The organism is Microcystis sp. M083S1 (genome assembly GCF_020246405.1).
Classification (GTDB): Bacteria; Cyanobacteriota; Cyanobacteriia; order Cyanobacteriales; family Microcystaceae; genus Microcystis; species Microcystis aeruginosa_C.
On record NZ_JADBTB010000115.1, the window covers coordinates 13,044 to 30,739 of the forward strand.

At 39.7% G+C, this 17,696-nt stretch carries 18 protein-coding genes and 1 pseudogene; 11 read left to right on the forward strand and 8 right to left on the reverse strand.

Annotated features, from left to right (window positions below; genetic code table 11):
• Positions 1–822: a hypothetical protein gene (locus tag IM450_RS11990; protein WP_287667913.1), complete on the reverse strand. Its 822-nt coding sequence runs from the start codon at positions 820–822 to the stop codon at positions 1–3.
• A 421-nt stretch (positions 823–1,243) separates the two neighbouring features.
• On the opposite strand from IM450_RS11990, the gene IM450_RS11995 reads away from it, so the two are divergent.
• From IM450_RS11995 to fbp, 3 genes are all read left to right on the forward strand, one after another.
• Entirely contained in the window at positions 1,244–3,496 is a 2,253-nt protein-coding gene (locus tag IM450_RS11995) for a ribonuclease R family protein (protein ID WP_287667916.1), read from the forward strand.
• 2 nt (positions 3,497–3,498) lie between these two features.
• Positions 3,499–4,281, forward strand: coding sequence for a DUF3153 domain-containing protein (locus tag IM450_RS12000; protein ID WP_287667919.1), 783 nt, complete (start codon positions 3,499–3,501; stop codon positions 4,279–4,281).
• Positions 4,282–4,646: 365 nt separating this feature from the next.
• Positions 4,647–5,693, forward strand: coding sequence for a class 1 fructose-bisphosphatase (fbp, locus tag IM450_RS12005; RefSeq protein ID WP_002801107.1), 1,047 nt, complete (start codon positions 4,647–4,649; stop codon positions 5,691–5,693).
• A gap of 9 nt (positions 5,694–5,702) precedes the next feature.
• Here the strand turns inward: fbp and IM450_RS22730 are convergent.
• From IM450_RS22730 to IM450_RS12035, 7 genes and pseudogenes are all read right to left on the reverse strand, one after another.
• A pseudogene (locus IM450_RS22730) lies at positions 5,703–5,883 on the reverse strand (hypothetical protein).
• A 118-nt stretch (positions 5,884–6,001) separates the two neighbouring features.
• Entirely contained in the window at positions 6,002–6,388 is a 387-nt protein-coding gene (locus IM450_RS12010) for a type II toxin-antitoxin system VapC family toxin (RefSeq protein ID WP_159249122.1), read from the reverse strand.
• Between the two features lie 5 nt (positions 6,389–6,393).
• Positions 6,394–6,618 (reverse strand): DUF2281 domain-containing protein, encoded by a 225-nt coding sequence (locus tag IM450_RS12015; protein ID WP_002796731.1) that lies wholly within the window; start codon positions 6,616–6,618, stop codon positions 6,394–6,396.
• A gap of 354 nt (positions 6,619–6,972) precedes the next feature.
• The gene (locus IM450_RS12020) at positions 6,973–7,770 is read right to left on the reverse strand and encodes an ABC transporter permease (RefSeq protein ID WP_002793259.1); all 798 of its coding nucleotides are present in this window, start codon (positions 7,768–7,770) and stop codon (positions 6,973–6,975) included.
• On the reverse strand, positions 7,763–8,533 hold the full coding sequence (locus tag IM450_RS12025; RefSeq protein ID WP_287667924.1) for an ABC transporter ATP-binding protein: 771 nt from the start codon (positions 8,531–8,533) through the stop codon (positions 7,763–7,765). Before IM450_RS12025 ends, IM450_RS12020 begins: the two co-directional genes overlap by 8 nt.
• Positions 8,534–10,060 carry a hypothetical protein gene (locus IM450_RS12030; RefSeq protein ID WP_287667927.1) on the reverse strand — a complete coding sequence of 509 codons (1,527 nt, stop codon included), beginning with the start codon at positions 10,058–10,060 and terminating at the stop codon, positions 8,534–8,536.
• 35 nt (positions 10,061–10,095) lie between these two features.
• Complete coding sequence (locus IM450_RS12035) at positions 10,096–11,172, reverse strand: ABC transporter substrate-binding protein (RefSeq protein ID WP_287667930.1); 1,077 nt, start codon at positions 11,170–11,172, stop codon at positions 10,096–10,098.
• A 201-nt stretch (positions 11,173–11,373) separates the two neighbouring features.
• On the opposite strand from IM450_RS12035, the gene IM450_RS12040 reads away from it, so the two are divergent.
• The 8 genes from IM450_RS12040 (at position 11,374) to IM450_RS12075 (ending at position 17,465) form a co-directional block, all read left to right on the forward strand.
• The gene (locus IM450_RS12040) at positions 11,374–12,744 is read left to right on the forward strand and encodes an NB-ARC domain-containing protein (protein ID WP_287667933.1); all 1,371 of its coding nucleotides are present in this window, start codon (positions 11,374–11,376) and stop codon (positions 12,742–12,744) included.
• Between the two features lie 833 nt (positions 12,745–13,577).
• Positions 13,578–13,925: an NADH-quinone oxidoreductase subunit K gene (locus IM450_RS12045; RefSeq protein WP_287667936.1), complete on the forward strand. Its 348-nt coding sequence runs from the start codon at positions 13,578–13,580 to the stop codon at positions 13,923–13,925.
• Positions 13,922–15,358 (forward strand): cation:proton antiporter, encoded by a 1,437-nt coding sequence (locus IM450_RS12050; RefSeq protein ID WP_287667939.1) that lies wholly within the window; start codon positions 13,922–13,924, stop codon positions 15,356–15,358. The genes IM450_RS12045 and IM450_RS12050 overlap by 4 nt, the downstream gene beginning before the upstream one ends.
• Entirely contained in the window at positions 15,355–15,738 is a 384-nt protein-coding gene (locus IM450_RS12055; protein ID WP_287667942.1) for a Na+/H+ antiporter subunit E, read from the forward strand. The genes IM450_RS12050 and IM450_RS12055 overlap by 4 nt, the downstream gene beginning before the upstream one ends.
• A complete protein-coding gene (locus tag IM450_RS12060) occupies positions 15,735–15,986 on the forward strand; it encodes a hypothetical protein (protein ID WP_002739224.1) in 252 nt (83 codons plus the stop codon). Before IM450_RS12055 ends, IM450_RS12060 begins: the two co-directional genes overlap by 4 nt.
• A complete protein-coding gene (locus IM450_RS12065) occupies positions 15,983–16,252 on the forward strand; it encodes a monovalent cation/H(+) antiporter subunit G (RefSeq protein ID WP_002796741.1) in 270 nt (89 codons plus the stop codon). Before IM450_RS12060 ends, IM450_RS12065 begins: the two co-directional genes overlap by 4 nt.
• An 8-nt stretch (positions 16,253–16,260) precedes the next feature.
• A complete protein-coding gene (locus tag IM450_RS12070; protein ID WP_287667946.1) occupies positions 16,261–16,803 on the forward strand; it encodes a DUF4040 domain-containing protein in 543 nt (180 codons plus the stop codon).
• A complete protein-coding gene (locus IM450_RS12075) occupies positions 16,803–17,465 on the forward strand; it encodes a Na(+)/H(+) antiporter subunit B (RefSeq protein WP_002801099.1) in 663 nt (220 codons plus the stop codon). Before IM450_RS12070 ends, IM450_RS12075 begins: the two co-directional genes overlap by 1 nt.
• The last annotated feature ends 231 nt before the right edge of the window (positions 17,466–17,696 follow it).

Consider the following 17,696-nt stretch of genomic DNA (forward strand, 5'->3'; position numbering starts at 1 on the left):
TTAGGCACTGATACTAGATAAGTAGTTATAGAATTCTAATAACTCCTCATTAGTTAGCAGTAAACGGGACTTTTTGCCATAGGTAGAAATCAGGTATTCCCGACCTTTTTCTGTGGTCCAAGCTAATCGTTTCATCTCCACATCAATTTTAGTTTTAAGAACTGAATAATCGATTTCTTCGGGAATAACAACAACTGGTTCCGGTTCTGGGGGTTCTTCTTCGGTTAAACTCGCTTCTTCTGGCAATTCTGATAATAAGGAGTAATTATCGGTTTCCGTTTCTAATAATAAAGGCTCTGGTTCTGGTAAAGGAATATCCTCAACTTGGGGTAATTCCGGTTCAATTTTAGCCGGGGGAATATCCTCAACTTGGGGTAATTCCGGTTCAATTTTAGCCGGGGGAATATCCTTAACTTGGGGTATTTCCAGTTCAATTTTAGCCGGGGGAATATCCTTAACTTGGGGTAATTCCGGTTCAATTTTAGCTTCAGGACGAGGTATTTCAGTGACTTTAGCCGTTTTGGTCGATTTTTTGGCACTAGCGACGGGTTTAGGTAAATCGGACGGTAGAGAAATATTATTGGGGCTGACTTTTTCCACAAGCTGGAGATCGGGGGTGTTTTCAGCCTCTAAAAGCAGTAAAGCCCGTTCTCTGGCTCTATCTTCCGCTATTTCCACCGTATCTGCGGCAGCTAAACCTGTAACGACCGTTTTTCCCTCAATTTCGATGATCGCTCTCACAATATACTTGCCGTGATCGATTTGAACTAACTCGCTAATCAGGGCAACTTGGGGGTAACGTTGGCGTAACTTTTGCAACATGGTGACTTTTTCGAGTTCTTTTGTACTTATATTAGAATACTCTATCGTAATTCTGGAAAAATGTAGCAAGTTCTTGCTAAGATTAAAGGTTAGATAAAATTTTCAGTCCTAGGATTAGCCTTGCCCACAGTAACAAGATTCTACTAGGCTGAAGCTTCTGCCAGAAAGACTAGCGATCGCCGAAAAGTTTGCCGGTGTTCGCTATTGGCTTATACTAACGAAGGCTTCGATAATTCTCAAGGTAGGTTCGGGTGTTCGATGCTTGCTCAGTTTACCTTCACTGTCACCACCAGCGATCGCAATTACCCCGACAGAGATAATCTCTCGAGTCAATAGTTTAAATCAATCTTCTCATTATTAAGTATTTAAACTTAATTATTCACGATTCCGTCAGTGTCTTGTAAGTAAGGATTATTGTTAGATGGACTTCTCGATCGCCACACTCCTCTCTCATCTTAGTGATGATAAATTAGCTACGGGTAAAATTCTCGAAAAAAAACTGGGCTGCGAAGACAATCCCGAAAGCTGCGAAAAATTGCAAGTGATTCTCGATGCTTTGGAACGTCTGGGAATGGTTGCCAAAGAACGCGGGCGCTATCGTCGTGTGATCGAGGAAAATATCGTAGAAGCAAAGCTGCGCTGTTCCAGTAAAGAATTTTGCTTTGCTATCCAAGATATCGAAGATGCTGATGACATCTACGTCTCGAAAAATCATCTAAGTAACGCTTGGAATGGCGATCGAGTTTTAGTCAAAATCATCCGCGAGGGGACCCGTCGTCGTTCCCCAGAGGGAGAGGTGAGATTAATTCTCGAACGGGCTAATCCTTCGCTTCTAGCGCAAGTAAAACAGGAAAATGAGCAGTTCGTGGCGGTTCCCCTCGATGATCGCCTGAAATTTACCCTTAATCTCCTCGAAAATGGTCAAAATCTCCTAGAAAACATCGATCACCTCGTTCATGTTTCCGTCCTCCGTTATCCCCTAGGGGAAATGCCTCCCATCGGTAAAGTTACTCGGATTCTCGGTTCCACGGCCGAGTCCGCTGCCGATACAGATATCGTCTCCTGTAAACACGATCTACCCCATAATTTTCCGCCGGAAGCCCTCGAAATTGCCGATAATTTAGCGGATTTCTTCGATAGTGGCGAAAAAGAACAACTGCGAGATTTAACCCCACTCTTCACCTTTACCATCGAAGATGACACCCCCCTAGATTATCCCCCGATCATTGAAAATGCCTTTTCTTTAGAGAAAATCAACCAAAATCGCTGGCGAGTCGCCATTCATATCAGCGATGTCACCCGTTACATTGAACGGGGCGGATTATTGGATAAAGTTGCCAAAAAACGGGGAACTGCCGTCTATTTAGGCGAAAAAGTGCTGCCATTAGTCCCGGCTGCCCTTGCCAGTCGTTGTTCCCTGTCACCCCAAGAACAGCGCCCCGCTATTTCTATCCTCGTCACCCTCGATGACAAGGGGGAGCTAGTGGAGTACGAAATCACCCGCAGCCTCATCCAAGTGGATCAACATTTTACCTATCAACAGGTGCGAGATCTGCTCAGTGAAGAAGATAGCGCAGCTGCCCCCACCGATACCGTTGAAACCCTGAAAGATTTATTTTTCAGCGTTTGCCCCACCCTAAAATCCCAACGTCTGCAGCGGGGTAGTTTTGATATTCAATTAGACAAAATCTCTCCCTACAAAGACGAAGGACGGGGGGGGACTGTTCTCGCTTCTAATAATTTACCTGCCCGTTCTTTACTGACAGAAGTGGCGATTTTAGCCGGCAAAGTTGTCGCTGAACATTTACAGGCCTTAAAATTGCCCTGTATCTACTGTGGACAATCGGAACCGGATTGGGATGAATTGGAGGATTTACTCAAATTAGCCAATAATTTAGGGGCAGAATTAAATTTAACTGCCGAGGAGGAGATTAAACCCAATGACTATCAAAATCTCACCCGCACTTTTTCCGCTTCCACATCGGTGAAAGTCCTCAATTATCTCCTGCAAGAAACTCTCAAATTAGTTAGATATAGCAGCCATCCTTTACCCCATTTTGGTTTGGCCTATACTGGCAATTATACCCACTGTCTCTCACCCCTGCAAAGATATGCCGATCTTTGGGTACAACGGGTGTTAAAACTCCTATTAACCGAGGGGAAAGATCGCCGCAGCAAAATCGTCAAAGTCGGGGTTAATTTGGGCAGTAATAGCTGTCATGGACAGATTAATTGGAATATTCTCCCAAGTCAAATTCAGGAGGAGTTAGAAGAAGAAAGCCATCTCATTGTTTCCCATCTCAATGATCGCTCAAAAATTGCTGAAGATGCGGAAAAAGACCTAGAAGGATTGAAAAAAGCCGAGAAAATGAAAGAAAGAATGGGTCAAGTTTTTCGCGGCTTAATTACCGGTGTACAATCCTATGGTTTCTTCGTGGAAATTTCCGATTTATTAGTGGAAGGGTTGGTTCATGTTTCTTCTCTCAAGGATGATTGGTACGAATATCGGGCCCGTCATAGCTGTTTGGTAGGACGGAAAAATCGCGTTGCCTATCGTCTCGGTGATGAGGTAGAAGTGGAGGTAAAAGATGTAGACTATTATCGTCAGCAAATCGATCTAGTTACGGTTAGCGGTGGCAGTTCAGCAAGTTATGACGACTTAGAAGAAGATTAATTATGAATCAACCAACCACCGAAAAAATCGGAAAAACCCGCTTTATTCTGCCCTTTTTATGCGGTATTTTTCTCTTTTTAACCGGCTGTGTCCGTTACGATGTGGGCATTAATTTTCCCCACCAACACCACGGGGAAATTATTCAACATATCACCCTCGGACAACGCTTAACCAGTCTCAGTCAAACCGAAGCCACTAAATGGTTAAATAGTATCGAACAGAGGGCAAAATTACTTAAGGGGAAAACCGCTCCTATTTCCGAACGAGAAATAATTGTCACTATTCCCTTTAGTAATAGTCAGGAATTAGAGGAAAAATTCAATCAATTTTTTGATCCTAGTTCTTCCTTTAAAATCAAAAATTCTGCCGATACCGATGATATAAAGTTACTGCAACTAGATTCACAACTGGCAGTTACAGAACGAGATTGGTTCTTTTTGACCCAGAAAAACTTAAAACTAACTGTTGATCTGCGGGCTTTAGGTGTACTTTCCGAACAGGGAAATATTATCGTTAGTCCCGGTTCTTTAGTCGATATCGACTTCGCTTTAAAGACTCCCTTTCCTGGTCAAAATATTGATGATGACTCAGGATTAAATCCCCCGTTAGAACAAGTTGATAATCAGTTAATTTGGCATTTAAAACCGGGAGAAATTAACAGCATTGCGGCGGCTTTTTGGGTTCCTAACTATTTAGGTATCGGCACAATAATTATTGTTTTATTAACAAGTTTTGCCTATTACTTGAAATATAAACGCTTGCCCGGTGTATCCCCATCGACTTAAATTGAGATGGCAAGTAAGTAGTTAGGTGTTAAAAACTGTCAGACACCCCCCTTATCAAGGGTAGGGTTGATTCATGAATCAACCCTACCTTGAATCAACCCTACCCGGAATCAACCCTAGGATTAAGGGGGGATTGGCACCCCCCTTATCAAGGGGGGATTAAGGGGGGATCCATCTTCAATTTAATTATAACCAGCTACTTATTGACCAAAATTTAATGATCAATAAGGGAAAAATTAGCCAACTTATGAAACTGATCTAAAAATTGGCCAACAATAGAGAAAATCTTGGCTAGGATCAAATCATAGTCATAATTGAGACTAGACGGGTTTTCCTTTTTTACTTTATTACTGGCAATTACAGTTATGGTTAGCAATATTCCCTTTTCTATCCCCGAACATAGCCTCGATCGAGATTGTACCACCCTCTCCCGTCACGTCCTGCAACAACTACAAAGTTTTTCCCCCGACGCGCAGGATTTAAGCGCAATTATGAGTCGAATTGCCCTAGCGGGAAAATTAATTGCCCGTCGTCTCAGTAAAGCGGGATTAATGGCGGATGTGCTAGGTTTTACCGGAGAAACCAACGTCCAAGGGGAATCGGTCAAGAAAATGGACGTTTTTGCCAATGAAGTATTTATCTCGGTTTTTAAGCAAAGTGGTTTAGTTTGCCGTCTTGCTTCCGAGGAAATGGATAAACCCTATTATATCCCAGAAAACTGTCCCATCGGTCGCTATACCCTACTCTACGACCCGATCGATGGTTCTTCCAATGTGGATATTAACCTAAATGTGGGTTCGATTTTTGCCATCCGTCAACAGGAAGGCAATGATTTAGACGGAGAGGCGCGGGATTTACTGCAAAATGGTCGTCAACAAATCGCCGCCGGCTATATTCTCTATGGACCCTCGACTATTTTAGTTTACTCGATCGGTCGCGGTGTTCATGCCTTTGTTCTTGACCCCAGTTTAGGGGAATTTATCCTCGCCCAAGAGAATATTATTATCCCCGACCATGGCCCGATTTATAGTACCAATGAGGGCAATTTTTGGCAGTGGGATGAGGCAATTCGCGACTATACTCGTTATGTTCACCGTCATGATGGTTACACGGCCCGTTACAGTGGGGCATTAGTGGGAGATATCCATCGAATTTTAATGCAGGGTGGTGTTTTTCTCTATCCGGGTACTGTTAAAAATCCCCAGGGAAAATTGCGATTAATTTATGAAACTGCACCCCTTGCTTTTTTAATTGAACAGGCAGGAGGTAAAGCTAGTGATGGGGTGACAAATCTTTTAGATATCGTTCCCGATAAATTACACTACCGCACACCTTTAGTGATCGGTAGTGTCGAAGATGTTAAATTGGTAGAGTCTTTTATTGCTGATCGCCGTCATCGCGATCGAGTTTAACTTATAGTTTTATTGGTTCTTCGTTACTTGGTATGGTTTGATCGGGGGGCATAAATCGACCAAATCCTTATCTGACAAGAGACTTAATTGATTAGCTAGTTCTAGATCGAAAACAATTGGCAAAAATCACAGCAAGGTCTGTCTCTATAAGGAATGAAACCCTTATAGAGACAGACCTTGCATAAGACAACCCGAAAATCCTACACCATGAATACTCTAATGATCGTGCGGTGCGCCAAACCCAACGGTTGAGGTGTTACCCATTGGATCATAATAAACGTTTACTTCTGCCATTTTTGTCTGATTAATTATAAGGTTGTAATGATTGGGTAGGAGCGAATTTTTTGGTCAACTGTAATAATGATTAAATCATTTTGCATTGCTTGACAAATTAGCAGTCTATCAAAGGGATCACGATGCAAGGGAGGTAATTTCATTAAATAGGCGATGCTTTCTTCATCAATCGTTAAACTCGTTATTTGATGGCGATCGCGTTGTTTGGGCAGATAAACTTCTGGTGATTCTGGCAAGGGAAGTTTACCTAATTGATATTTAATAATGGCTTCCCAGATGGAGGCTACACTCAAATATACGCTATTTTTAGCGTCTTTAATGGCATCACAAAAATCTTGTGAAAGTTGAGTATCTCCATTAAGAAACCAGAGAAAGATATGAGTATCGAGTAAAAGTCGCATGATTTTTATAAAGGGTTTTCAAAGTCCTGTAGGATTTCATCGGGTAAGGGATCGTCAAAGTCAGCAGGAACGGTAAATTCTCCTTGACAGAGGGCGTAGGGTCTAGGGGTTTTTGGCTCTTTTTGTTGATTCCTTCTGGCTTGGGTAAATAATAAAAAGTCAAGCAGTTCTTCAACAATTTCTTCGGAGATTTGAGATATTTCTTGGATCAGTCTTTCTCTAGTTGTCATTAGGTTTGCTCCTTTTAAGGTTGAATATTTAAGATTTGACGTTGTTGATTATTAAGGCGATCGAGTTCTTGCTTAAGGGTTTCTTTTGTTATCGTTGGCATTCAATTTTTCTTGGCGGTCTAATTGCGGGAAATAGCTCTTGTAACAGTATAGCTATTGGTTTGGCGGTTTTGGTCGTTTACATAGGGGGATTGCGCTAATCCTCTAGTTTACGGCGATCGCCTTCCACCAGCAAGGAATGCGTTTGGAAGGGTTAGCCATATCAGAACCGACAGCTTTTTCTGTTTATATGGTGATCGCAACTTAATTTTCTGTAATGATAATTGAGGGTATCTTTACAGACTGTTGTTCACCTCAACGATGCCAAAGTTGCGGGGGAACACTGATCCATTGGACAATCGTATAACGTCGTCGTTCAATAAACTGGGCAATATTATCCAAAATCAAGGCAAGGGCGATAATCCCGATCGCTGCGGCAAAAGCTCTTGGAATATTGTACAGATTACTGGCACGAAGAATCAGATAACCTAAACCTTCATTTGATGAAATATATTCTCCAATAAATGCCCCCAATAATCCAAATCCAACATTTAACCGAATAGAGCTTAATACCCAATCTAAGGAACCAGGAATGATTACTTTTTGAAAAATCTGGGAACGAGACGCATTCATTCCTTTAAGTGTGTCAACATATTCTAGGGCTACAGAATTGGCTCCTTTATAAGCTTGGTTAAAGGCTACAAAAACAGTTGAAAAAACTGCGATGGCCACCTTCATACCAAAACCAACACCAAACCAAACAATCATCAATGGAGCTAGAGCAAAGACAGGCAATGCACCAAGTGCGGTCACAAAAGGTTTAGCGATAAAAGCAGCCGATTCAGAAAACCATAAAGAAAGTCCAAGAACTGTCCCAATTAAAGTACCAATTAATAAGCCCACAACTGCTTCTGCACCTGTGATGAAAAAATTGCCGATGAAATTACCTGCAATGAGAAGTTGCCAAAACTCACCTGCGACAGCTAGAGGAGTACCAATCAGAAAGAAGATATTTTTAGAACTTCTGCCTAATCCTTCCCAGATCAGGGCAAAAAGTAGGATAATTAAAGTTTGAATAAATAGAATTTTCCATTTTTGATGTTTGTTATTCATAATTTCCTTTAAGATTTTCCCAGATTTTTTGAAACAAATCTTCAAACTCAGGGGATTCCCTACATTTGATAGCATCGTGAGCATTTTTTGATAATTTCGGTTCATAAATTTTCATAATTTGTCCAGGGCGTTGACTCATGACAGCAATTTTGTTACCAAGGAAAATCGCTTCTTCTATGTTGTGAGTTACAAAAACCGTAGTTGTTCTTGCTATTGTACAACGATGTTTAAATTCAGTATTTAATTCAAAACGATTAACAAAATCAATAGAGGCAAAGGGTTCATCGCAAAAAAGAAGTTGAGGCCCACTCGCTAAGGCACGAATTAACTCGACTTTTTGCTTCATTCCACCAGAAATTTCTGTAGATAAATGTTTTTCAAAATCACCCAATCCAAATTTACTAATGTCAAATTTAAGAGTATCTTGTCTATCTTTATTTAGTTTTCCTTTAATTTCTAAACCTAATGCGGCGTTTTGTAGCAAAGTTCTCCAGGGTAATAGAGAGGGAGACTGGGGTAAATAAACCATACCAGCTTTTTTCCGTTCTTCTGAAATATCGACTTCTCCAGTGGTGGGCTGTAAAAATCCTAACAGAGTTTTAAGTAAGGTAGATTTTCCGCAACCGCTAGGGCCAACAATGCAGAAAAATTCACCACGCTTAACTTCAAAATCAACTCCATCTAGCGCAAAAAAAGACTTAGAGTTTTTTTGAAATTTGACACTCAAATTTTTAACTTTAATATCAATTGTAGAATTACTCATTTAATTTTTTCTTTTTTGAAATTGTTTTTCAGGAATATTAATTTCATTCCCAGTATGAGATAGTAAAAGTAAATCAAAAGATTCTATTTTGTTGAATAAATCTTGATGCTTTACTTCACATTTAATTGTTTTCTTAGGAAGAGATACTGTAAAATTCCCTTCAGAGTTAGTCCTTGTTGCCGCTTCTTCAATTGGTTTTGCACCATCAAAAAAAGTAATGTAAGCACTTTGAATTGGCTCGTTAGTATCTCTCCATTTTAGTCTCATAGAGACAGAAACCATCCCTTGTATTGGAGGAGAAGGGTCAGGCTTTATCGGTGAAGGATTAGGAGGATTCAAAGTAAAAACCCAATTCTTAAAATCAATTATTATTGAATAAGAACCTCGAATAAGTAGTGTGGCTAGAATCAACAATACCGGAATTAAAAGATATTTTAGATGCTTTGGTAAGTTTGACATTATGAATAAAAATTGTCTCAGTGTAAAAGGATCATTCTGGATGGGGACTTTAGACATAGTTCTTAAAACAGTCTTGGTCGCGTTTCGTGAATAATCACAATAAGGTTTTATATTGTTTTCATAAATTCCATTTGCTGTATTTTCTACTTCTTGTGTAAACTCCTCTCCTTTTGATCGCCAAAATGCCTGTGCAGCCCTTTTCCATTGAGCTTCTGTAATTGTAATTGCCGAGGGAAAAACACGACAACAGTTTGCACGGTTTAGCGCACTTCTAAGTATTTCTTCTGTTTCTGAAGTTTTTTGCTGCAAAGGATGAAGAGCCGCAAAATGATCAGCAAATTTTACTGAACCCTCATCATCAATTTGGACAAGATAGCAAGCCCTCTGAATACCCTTGAGAACTTCCTTAACAAGTTCTGGATGATGATCAATAACATCACGGCGGGTGATAAGAGCAGTAATTAAAACCTCATCAAATTCTGTCGTACTTCCAACATTCAACTTAACTTGGTATTCATTATTATTAAACAAAGTCTTTTCTAATCCTACAAGATCAGGAGTAAGAACTATAACACTTTCCTGTCTGTTACCTTGAGTTAAAACCTCTATTTCTGTTTTTGGAGGAACCGATTGTGTTTTTTGTGGATTAATAGTTCTAGCTATTCGATGACTTGTTGTTCCTTCTCCATAAGCAACAATTTTGTCAAATTGATCTAAGTGCTGTAAGTTTTCTACTGTATGATTATCATGATCGACTGCCCAGAATGCGGCATTGGTCAATAATGCGGCTAAAATAACAATATCTTTAGCGTCATGTTGAGCTTGATATTCAAAAATTGAAGCGGGATCAGCAATGGCAAAGACAATATCTGAGCCATTGCTATTCATAAGACGCTCAATTACCTGTTTATCTGTTTTAGCTAAATCATTAGTATAACTAAATCTATAGTTATCTAGCTTACTAGACCAGAACTTATTACTCGTGGCGTAATAAAAGGGTAAATAAACAAAGTAAAAATCAATTTGTATAATTTTAACTTCTCGATTAACTTCTTGAAGTTTTGCCATAGGTATCTCAAAAGGTAATGATTACAAATACAAAATTAAGGACTTGAAGGGGTAGAATAGCGACAATCTTTTTCCGCTTTTTCCGCAAATGTATTATCAACATATTCTCCAAAAGGTTTAGGATTTTTAATATCTCCAGCTTGAAACCTTAACTTAATTGCCTTATCCCAAGCAGTTTGCTGAGTAATAGCATTTGCGGGAATAATTTTTTCATTGACTAGCCTTTTTAATGCTTCTTCTGCCACTTTAGGATCGACTTCTGGAAAGCGTTTTTGAAGGATTGCCAAAGCAGATTTAGGCTCTTTTCTTGCTAAATCTAAACTCATTTGAATACCACAAACTACCTTCTGAGCTAATTCGGGTTTTTCCTTTAGTGATTCAGGTGTTGCCGTTAAGCCTGTAAGAGCAAAATCTCCGTATAAACTAGCTAAAGAGTAGGCGATTTTAGCACCTCCAAGAACAGATTGAGAAACATTTGGTTCTAATTCTAATGCAATATCTACTTGTTTTGCTTTTAATGCTGTCAAAAGCGTTCCGAAGGCTGTTTCACGAATGTTTGGCTTAAGCCCACCATCTATAAACATCTGTCTTTGTAGAGTATAAGCTGTTGATGGTGCGGGAAAAGTTGCAACGGAATAACCGTTTAAATCCTGCGGTTTGCTAACCTTAATTTTAGGGTTGAATGTCACACCCCAAAATGGTACACCGTTTACGATATTACCAATCACCCTACCTGGCTGTCCCCTAGATTCTGATACCGCTACAAACGTAGGATCGGCAACACCAAAACTTGCATTACCGCTAATAACAGCCGCCCAGGTTTTTTCATCACCGCCAGTACTGATCAGGGACACATCTAAGCCTTGCTTTTGGAAGAACCCTGCATCAATGGCAATGTAAAGAGGAGCATAAATAAAAACATCACCAAATTGAGCAATTGTGATTTTTTGAATTCCGCCCGTGTTTTGGTTTTGCCAAAGACTGGTGTTTCGCCAGAGAAGAAACGATGACACTGGAATTGCAATTAGCGCAAGAACACCAACCGCCTTAACCCAAGTCTTATTGATTAACTTTGTTTCTTTTGCCTTTGTTTCGTCGCCGTTGTGAGCCATGACTAGATATGAAAAAATTCTTAGTTGATCATACCGCCGCAGAAAATATTAAATTTTGTAACATAAAAAACTAAAATATTGATAAATTTGGGATTATTTAGGATAATTTTTGCTTAATCTCTCATGAGAATATTGTCAAAAATAGGAAAATATGAGATAATGTGCCGTTAAGATATGTAAACTCACTCAATTAACACTGTTATGGAACTTAAGAAAATCTTAAGATTTGCCGATGATGTGGTTTTGGCCAAGACAAATAAGCATTTAAATGATCTCCAACGTGATATTTTAGAAGAGACTTTACAGGGTAGTAAGTACAATAAAATTGCAGAAAGACATGATTGCACCGTTAATTACGTTAGAGAAGTTGCCGCTAGTCTTTGGAAAATCCTATCTGAGGAAGTCGGAGAAAAAATAACCCAGTCCAATATTCGTACTACTTTAGAAAGAGCCAGTTATTCAATCATTTCCTCAAACTTTTCTCCTAATTCCCAAACCCATATTAATATTTGTGGCAGTGACTTAAAATCTCTCAAAAATCCCCAAGCAAAGTTAACACAAAGACCCTACCTTGACTTAGATGATGCCCCCCACCGTAGTCTTTTTTATGGTCGTACTCAAGAATTAGATACTCTACAAAATTGGATATTACAACAACATTCTCATTTTATTATAATTGCGGGTATGACAGGGATTGGTAAAACCGCCTTAGCCCTTGAACTAATTGAACAAATTAAAAATCATTTTGATATTATTATCTGGCGTGATTTACAGGACTTTCCTGAACTCAAAAATTTAGAACAGGAATTAATTGAAATTCTTGCTGATGGACTACTAGCCTCGACAACTCCAAACGAAAAAAATACCAATAATCCGCTTCGTCACCTAGCTAAACTACTTCGACAACATCGCTGTTTAATCATCTTAGATAATCTGCAATCGCTTTTACAAGATGGACAACTCGCTGGTCATTATCAAAACTCTGACTATCAAGACTTTTTCAAATTTTTCAGCAAAATTAAACAAAGTAGTTGCTTTATTGTGAATAGTTGGGAAGTTCCTCAAGATATTGTTTATCTAGCCGAGAAGTACCCTGGCGTTTCTGTTTTTCCTCTTAAAGGCTTAGGTCAAGATGCAAAAAGTATTCTCAAGGAAAAAGATTTAAATAATCAAGAAAACTGGGATGAATTTATCACCCTTTATCAAGGTAATCCTCTTTATCTCAAATTAGTTGCCACGTTACTCAATCAATTATTTAATGGTCGGGTTACAATACCTCAAACTACAACTTGTCTATTGCCAGAAGAACTACAACTGATTCTCCGTAGTCAAATTGATAGATTATCTCCCCTAGAAAAAGAAATTTTAACCCATCTGGCTGTTAACGATACTCCAAACTCTTTGATCCAATTATTCGAGATATTTTCCCAACCTAAAAACCAGATTATTAATACCGTTCAATCCTTGATTAGACGCTCATTAATTGAGAACCATTCCACCACATCAAAAAATGAAAATAATTACACTATTGCTCCAGTTTTTAAAGAATACTTTAAAACGATAAATTATTAATTTTATTTTCTTGATATCGGCGATTTATCAATCATAAAAAATTATTTCGTTAACCTACCAAAAGCCTCTCCTAAGCTTCAGTTGAATCGCCTAGACAAACTCCAGGACACCTAAATTCGATCACTCTTCATCAATTAGAATTACAAAATAATTGGCAACTCGCCAGACAACAACCCTTACAAAAAATTCAACCTTTAAATTAATGACGTTACAGAAGCTGGGTTAGTAATGATCGATGAGTTGTAGGAGTTGTCGGTGAGTGGCAACGCAGGCTAAGGCATTATGTAAAAATAAGTTGTACAACTTGGCTCTACCGAACCTGTCATGTAAAACTATCAACAACTCATGCTTGTAAAGCTTGTATACTAAGGCTTTGAGTTTTTATTAGATTGATATTTATCAACTTTAGAGCCTTACTGTGCAGAGAGGGAGCTTGAGGAATTTTCTACAGTGTAAGTTCGGAAGAACCTACAACTTTTATGTTAAATGTAGTGTGAATCTATATTTCCTATAAAAATTTTTCAGGTTATTCTTACACAAATACTAACAAGTTGATGAAGCGGACGGGCGGGATATCTTCGGGTTATTATTGCCAGCAAAAATATCAAAGATTTCCAAAACACTACTGATTGCGCTCTCTGGCAAGATATACATTATTAAAGCGAAACCGCTTGCTTTTATTTTTTTCAATAATAATTATAGATCCAAAACAATCTATTTGCTGCCCGAAAATTCCCCCCATAATCTTGAGAATTTTTTGATCAATTGGGACTCGATCGAGGATAATTAGAAAAAGTATTTTGACTCATAACCAAATCTAATCAAGAAGCCCAGTGACGATCCCCCCGCTAGAGTTGTTTGTATTCGCCACCGTTTTGTGCGGATTTTTAGGAACATTCCTGAAAAAAAACTTAATCATGAAGATTATCGCCATGGATGTCATGAGTACCGGCGTTATCGCCTACTATGTGGTGATTTCTTCCCGTGATGGTTTATTTACTCCCATCCTCAGTACAGTTAAACAGCAAAATTACGCCGATCCTGTACCCCAAGCAGTGATTTTAACAGCGATCGTCATCGGTTTTTCCATTCAGGCGTTAATGCTGGTGGGAGTAATGAAATTAGCCAAAGATAACCCCACCCTCCACAGCAGTGAGATAGAAAAAAATAATACACCATGAATACTTTAACGATCGCTTGGATAAGTTTACCCTTTTTGATCGGCTTTATCATTTATTTATTGCCGCGATTAGACAAATATCTGGCTCTCGCCGCCACTATTATCTCTCTCGCCTATTCTCTCCTTTTATTTAGCCAATCCTCCCCCATAACCCTTAACCTACTGGATAATTATGGCGTGAGACTGGTAGCCGATCAGTTAAGTGCCTATTTTATCCTCACCAATGCCCTGGTGACGATGGCAGTTATTTTTTATAACTGGGAAAGTAGCAAAACCGCCTTTTTTTACGCCCAAGCTATCATTCTCCACGGCAGTATTAACTCTGTCTTCGTCTGTGAAGATTTTATTAGCGTTTACGTTGCCCTAGAGGTAATTAGTATTGCCGCTTTTCTGATGATTGCCTATCCTCGCAGCGATCGCTCTCTCTGGGTTGCCCTGCGTTATCTGTTTATCAGCAATGTGGCGATGTTATTTTACCTTATTGGCGCAGTTTTAGTCTATAAAGCCAATAATTCCTTTGCTTTTGCTGGTTTAAAGGACGCACCTCCCGAAGCCTTGGCTTTAATCTTCATGGGATTATTAGTCAAAGGGGGAATCTTTGTCTCGGGATTATGGCTACCGATGACACACTCGGAATCGGAAACCTCCGTCTCGGCGCTGATGTCGGGGGTGGTGGTAAAAGCTGGCATTTTTCCCCTCCTGCGCTGTGCTTTAATCCTAGAGGATTTAGATGTCCTAATTCGGCTTTTCGGGGTGCTAACGGCGATTTTTGGCGTGTCATACGCAGTGTTTGAAAAGGATAGCAAGCGGATGTTAGCCTTCCATACTATTTCCCAGTTAGGTTTTATTTTAGCCGCCCCGGTAGTCAGTGGTTTTTATACCCTTACCCACGGTTTAGTTAAATCTTGCCTATTTCTGTTAGCGGGAGTTTTACCCAGTCGCAATTTTAAAGAATTACAGCAACAATCGATCCCTAATTCTCTCTGGATTGCCCTAGTGGTTGCTAGTTTTTCTATCTCTGGATTCCCCCTATTATCCGGTTTTGGGGCGAAAGCGTTAACGATGAAAAATTTAGTCCCCTGGCAAGAAATTATGATCAATCTTGTGGCGGTGGGGACGGCGATTTCCTTTGCTAAATTTATCTTTTTACCCCACGCTGGTGGCGAAAGTAAACAGAAGCTAACTATCGGTTTCTGGACGGCAATAATTCTGCTCCTTGCCGCCCTATTTTTATCCAATGCTGTCTATGTTGAAGCTTATAATCTACCCAATATTATCAAAGCTTTAGCTGTCATTGGTGCCGGGTGGTGGTTATATCTGGGAGTTTTCAAAAAGTTATCCCTAAAATTATCGCGAGCCTGGGAACAATTTGATAATCTCGTCGGGATGATGAGTATAATGTTAGTTCTATTGTTTTGGATGGTCTTAGCATGATCGGACATATAATTCTGCGTTTAACTATGTGGTTTTTGCTCACCGCTAATTTTACCCCCGCTAATATTATGATCGGGGTGGCTATTGCTTTTCTTTTGCCCCGTAATTTCGCCTCTAGCGAAACTTTAGGCGATTGGTTAAAGGTAATAATTAAAGTCTTTATGGCTATTCCCCAAGCTTATAAAGAAGCGTTTGAAATTATCCTTCATCCCCACAAGGAAGAAGAAATTATTTTAGAGAGAATTTCGGGTAAACGTTCACCCAGACTGGCTTTTTGGGATATATTTCTCATTACTTTTACCCCGAAAACTATCGTCACCGAATACAAGGAAAATGAGGGTTATGAAGTACATATAATTAAACGGAGTAACCAGGGATGAATATTGTTCTCATTGCCATGATTGTCGCCCTATTAATTCCCCTTTATGAAGTGGCAAAAAATGACGACATCTGGCAAAAAATGGCCGCCTTTGCCAGTGCTTCCAGTAAATCATCAATTATTATTCTAGTGGTGTCGGTTCTGCGGGATGATTGGATGATTGGAGTGGTAGCAGTGATTATTCTCAGTGTCGGTAATGCCGGTTTTATGTTATTAGCACAAATTCTTAAACGACTGAACGAATCATGATTGACATTTTCAGTTATATCTGCATCACTATCGGAGTGTTTTTCTGGTTTTGGGGAACGGCGCATCTTTTAGACAAGCGCTCGGTATTATATAAATTACATGGTCTATCTGTCGCTGATACTTTGGGTTCCATGGCGATTATTTTCGGGCTACTTTTGAAAGTTCCCCAAAATTGGCCTTTATTATTATTGGCAATAATTTCCCTAGCAATTTGGAACACCATGTTAGGCTACGTTTTAGCTTATACTTCTAGCGATCGAGAGTAAAATTAAAGATGAATGAAAGTTATCTCTATGTTATTGTTGCCCTCTTGCCTTTAACTGCGGCGATGGTGATATTACAATCCAATCCCTACCAAGCTCTAGTAATTCGCGGGGTTTTAGGGGCAATAGCAGCCTTAGTTTATGCTTTATTAGGGGCGGCAGATGTATCTTTAACCGAAGCTTTGATGGGAACCATGTTAGCCGTAACTCTCTACGCGGTGGCGATTCGTTCCTCTTTAGTGATGCGTTTAGGAGTAATTGCCGAGGAAACCGATACGGTTTTAGAACAGTTAAAAACTCAACTACAAACGGTTTTAAGTAAGCGTTTTATGCGTTTAGAATTAGTTGCCTACAGTGATAAACAAGCTTTGCAACAGGCACTTAGGGATAAAGATGTTCATGCCGTCTGTATCCGTCAAGACAATCCAGAAAACATCCCCTACGAAACCACAATTAGATTACCCTATCTCTACGATATTTTTAAAAATGAATTAACGGCAGCAAACACGATTTTAACCTGTATTGAAACCCCAAAATTAGAGGAGAAACACTAATGAAATGGATTTACACTCTAGCCGCCATTGCCTTTGCTATCAAAATGGTAATTATTCCGAATACTGCTTCCTCTGTATTATCCTTAGACATTGTTGAATCCTTGGTGCGCGACGGCGGTGTTCCTAATGCGGTTTCGGTGGTTATTTTTCGTAATCGTCTCTACGATACCATCTATGAAGTGGTTGTTTTTACCATTGCCATTATGGGGGCGAATTTTCTTCTAGCCACCGAAAAACCCGCCAGTAAAATCCATCAATTTACCGACCAACCTTCAATTATTTTAGCCCGTTTAGGGGCAACAATTACAGCTTTAGTGGGCATTGAATTAGCTATCCGCGGACATTTAAGTCCGGGGGGAGGTTTTGCCGCCGGAGTCGCCGGAGGTACGGCAATTGGTTTAATAGCCATTACCTCGTCTCCCGAATGGATGCAAGCAATTTATCGCCGTTGGCAAGCGGCAACATGGGAGAAAATTTCCGTCTTAGTTTTTATTGTTTTAGCCGCCATTACTCTCTCAGGATTTGAGTTACCCCACGGGGAATTAGGAGCGCTATTTAGTGGCGGCATTTTACCAATACTAAACATTTTAGTCGCCGTTAAAGTAGCTTTAGGTTCCTGGGCAGTAATCCTCGTTTTTATCCGCTATCGCGGTTTATTGTGAGAGGTTAATATAGTCATTTCAATTAAGATTGATACTATCAACGCGCGAGGAATTTGCCCTGTTTCCCAACACCCTAACAACTTAGATAATTAGGGCTTGCTGAAAAAGTTTTTCGGTGGTGGCAGGGTGTGGGGTGTGGGGTGTGGGGTGTGGGGTTTTATCGATTTTCAGGTGGTCAACTACCTAATTTTCAGGGAAAAAGTACCTGAATTTTCCCCCCAATCACTCCAA